Origin of the sequence: Synechococcus sp. Cruz CV12-2-Slac-r, from assembly GCF_024346075.1 — a bacterium.
In the GTDB taxonomy this organism is placed as follows: Bacteria; Cyanobacteriota; Cyanobacteriia; order PCC-6307; family Cyanobiaceae; genus Synechococcus_D.
This window is the reverse complement of the sequence record NZ_JAGQEK010000173.1, coordinates 1-3,230: the sequence shown is the minus strand read 5'-3', so window position 1 is coordinate 3,230 and position 3,230 is coordinate 1. Positions and strand designations below refer to the sequence as shown.

The following is a 3,230-nucleotide window of genomic DNA, read 5'->3' as shown; positions in this document are numbered from 1 at the left end:
GTGGATGCTGCATTTAAAGCATTTTCTAAAGCAGGGATTGCTGCTGCCCCAGCAGGTAGCAACCAGGCGGAAGGGGGTGCCTCCAGCCAGCCTTCACAGAGCCCTTGCAGTTCGGCAAGAGCTAAACCCAAACCAAAAGCAAGCGCCCCAGGCAGCAAAGGCAACTGCAGCTCCAATTGCTCTAATTCGAGTTGAAGGCCCAAGCGCCCAATAGCTGCGGCGCAGTTGTGCCATTGAACAAGCGGCGGCAACACTTCGCCCCAGCCAATATCTCCAGCCTGGTTAGTTAATTTCAGCAACCAACCGCGTTGTTCAATTGTTGTGCCATGGGCGTTTTTTAGGGGCTTGGCTAAGCGGTAGCGCAAAGGCCGCCACTCCAAAATTAAGCAAGTTGAACTGCTCAACGGCCTAGGAATAAGGGCCCGAGGGCTAAGCCCAGCGCTAAACCCAAACCATTGAGCGCTTGAAAGCGCAGGGCTAAAAATTTGCAGCCGATGATCCTTTCCGGCTGGTTGTGCTGCCGCTGCAGCAAGCGAATTAAAGACAGCGCAGGTGCTAAGCCGATCAGCCCCAAGAAAGCGGAAGCTGGCCAGATCCCCCTAAGGATTGGTAACCATTGCAAAGCAAAACAAGCAACCACAAACCAAGGCACCAATGCGGCGGCTTTGGCACTACCAAGCTGCACCACCGGTGAATTTTTGCCATTTTTAGCGTCTTCCTCCACCTGATGGAAATGGGAGCAAAACAGCACCAGGCTGGTGGCAACCGCAGGGCCAGCCCCCAGCTCTAGGGCCATGCTCCAGGGGATTGCAGCGCCATCAAACACACCCGCAGGGGCAAGGGCAATTAGGGCGGCGGCGCTTGCTAGAGGCCCAAAGGCAAGCCAGCAAAGCGGTTCCCCTAGGCCGCGATAACTGAACCGAAACGGGGGCCCTTGATACAAATAACCGATGCCGCAGCAGGCTAAAACCAGCAGCAGCACCGCCCCTTGGCTCTGTTGTGCCACCAATGCCATTAGGGCTAAACCAAGCACCAAGCAGCAGTTCGCAGCAAGGGCAACCCGATCACGTCGGCCGCTGAGATTCACTACCGAATGGGGTTTTCCTTTGCTATCAACACCGGTATCAGCATCAAAAACATCGTTGCTGAGGTTTTCCCAGGCGAGCAAAAGCACTGCTGCTAATAAAAATAAAATTAATTGCTCCCAGCGGGGCTTTAATTCCAGCCCCTGCAGCGCCCCTGCCGCCAGAAAAGCTGGCATTACTGCCACCGAATACATCGGCCATTTAATTGCCGCCTGCCAGAGGGCGTAACGGCTTGCAACAACCTTGGGCTCAGCCATGGGGGCTAGGGCAGTAGTTAGCGTTCAACCCATACATTTGAGCAGCAGCAGGAACGGCAGTGTTGCTGAACTCCGCTTTTACTGATTTTCTGGCCCAAGCCAGCAGCCAAGCTGCTGGCTTAGAGGATGGCGGCGTGCTCAGTTTGGCCTTGCCGCTGGCACCACTAGACCCCCTTAAAGCCCTGGCGGCCTTGCCCGGTGGTGATCGTTTTCGGATGCTTTGGGATGGGGCACCTGGTTTTTGTTTTGCTGCTTCTGGTCTTGCCCAACATTTGGAATTAAGCGGTCCGCGCCGTTTTGAATTAGCCCAACGCTTCTGCCAGCTAAGCCTTTCCCGGCTTGGAGCTGAGGCCATCAGCGGGCCGGCCTTAGCTCGGCCGCGGGTATTACTAGCGTTTTCATTTTTTGATTCGCCTCTACAAAATGGCCGCTCCTTATTGCCGGGAGTGCGGGCTGTTTTGCCCCGTTGGCAATTGAGTCGTCAGGGGCAACAGGCTTGGTTGCGCTTGCAAAGACCCCTTGGTGGTGAGGTAACGCCGAGATATGTGGCAGAGGAGTTGTGGGATATGGCTCAGCACCTTGAGCGGGCGGATTGGTGTTTGCCGCTTGCCACAATCCCAAAGGTTCTTAGCAAATCTCCTTGGCAGCAGGCTTATCGCGGCGCTATGGATCAAGCCCTTGATCTGGTGGAACGGGGGGAATTGCGCAAGTTGGTATTAGCGGTGCGGCAACACTTACAGCTAGATGGCCCTTTGGAGCCGCAGTTGTTATTAGCTGGTTTACGTAAACACCAAGCTGGCAGTTGTCGTTTCCTTTGGGGGGAGGCTGATGGCAGTGTTTTGGTGGGAGCTTCACCGGAGCGCTTGCTAGCTGTGCGCAAAGGGGAGTTGCGTTGTGATGCGTTAGCGGGAACGGCCGGCCAGGGGGAACCAGCCCAGGCTTTGCTGCAGTCCAGCAAAGATCTCCATGAACATGAGTTGGTGGTTGGAGCAATTAGAGAGGTATTGCAACAACAGGGGTTGAGCCCAAATAGTTTGAGAGCGCCAAGGCTGGCGCGCCATGGTCCATTGCGTCATCTCCACACTCCAATAAGTGCAACCCTTTCCGGCCAGCATCCCCTGGCCCTCGCCGAGGCGTTGCATCCCACCCCAGCAGTGGCAGGTTTACCCCGCAAAGAAGCAATGGCCTGGTTGCGCAGCCTGGAACCCTTTGAAAGGGGTGCCTATGCCGCTCCAATCGGTTGGATTGATAGTGCCGGTGATGCCGAGTTGCGAGTGGCGATCCGCAGTGGTGTGTTGCGGGGGCAACAGTTGGAACTCACCGCAGGAGCTGGCTTGGTGCGGGGCTCAGAACCCCAAAGGGAATTGGCGGAAGTGGCGCTAAAGCTTGAGGTTTTACAGCAACAGCTCAGCCTTGCTGGAGATCAGTTTTCAACAGTTGCTGCTGGGTGAGATCTGCAAGAGGAATTCCGCCAAGCCGTTCCACTTCTCTCACCCCCGTGGGGCTAGTTACATTTATTTCGCTTAAGTAATCACCGATCACATCAATACCAACAAAAAATAAACCTGCCGCCCGTAAAGCTGGCCCTAATTCAGCGCAGATTTCATTCTCCCTTGCGGTTAGTTCGGTGGGTTCTGGTGCACCACCCACCGCCAGATTGCTACGAAAATCGCCAGCTTTTGGGATGCGGTTTATGGCCCCAAGAGGCATGCCATCCACCAGCAGGATGCGTTTATCACCTGCACAAACCACCGGCAGGAAGGCTTGAATCATCACTGGCAATTGCTGCTGCTGGGTTACTAATTCAAGTAACGCAGCAAGCCCCGGGCCAGCGCCGTTTGCTCTGATCACCCCTTGACCGGCCTTGCCCCCAAGCGGTTTAAGCACC

The 3,230-nt window shown here is 55.5% G+C and carries 2 protein-coding genes and 2 pseudogenes; 1 reads left to right on the top strand and 3 read right to left on the bottom strand.

All coding sequences use genetic code 11. The annotated features are described in order from the left end of the window. Together KB557_RS10095 and menA are read right to left on the bottom strand one after the other, a co-directional pair. A pseudogene (locus KB557_RS10095) lies at positions 1-404 on the bottom strand (o-succinylbenzoate synthase); the annotation flags it as partial. Continuing rightward, positions 401-1,342, bottom strand: a complete 942-nt coding sequence (gene menA, locus KB557_RS10090; protein WP_255133840.1) for a 2-carboxy-1,4-naphthoquinone phytyltransferase — start codon at positions 1,340-1,342, stop codon at positions 401-403. The pseudogene KB557_RS10095 and the gene menA, both read right to left, overlap by 4 nt. 59 nt (positions 1,343-1,401) lie before the next feature. Here menA and KB557_RS10085 point away from each other — a divergent pair, with 59 nt between their 5' ends. After that, positions 1,402-2,793 carry an isochorismate synthase MenF gene (locus KB557_RS10085; protein ID WP_255133838.1) on the top strand — a complete coding sequence of 464 codons (1,392 nt, stop codon included), beginning with the start codon at positions 1,402-1,404 and terminating at the stop codon, positions 2,791-2,793. Here KB557_RS10085 and KB557_RS10080 read toward each other — a convergent pair. Next, a pseudogene (locus KB557_RS10080) lies at positions 2,750-3,230 on the bottom strand (glutathione synthase); the annotation flags it as partial. The gene KB557_RS10085 and the pseudogene KB557_RS10080 sit on opposite strands and share 44 nt — an antisense overlap.

Excerpts from the sequence above, each read along its gene's own strand:
- menA (WP_255133840.1), bottom strand. The coding sequence starts at position 1,342 with ATGGCTGAGCCCAAGGTTGTTGCAAGCCGTTACGCCCTCTGGCAGGCG.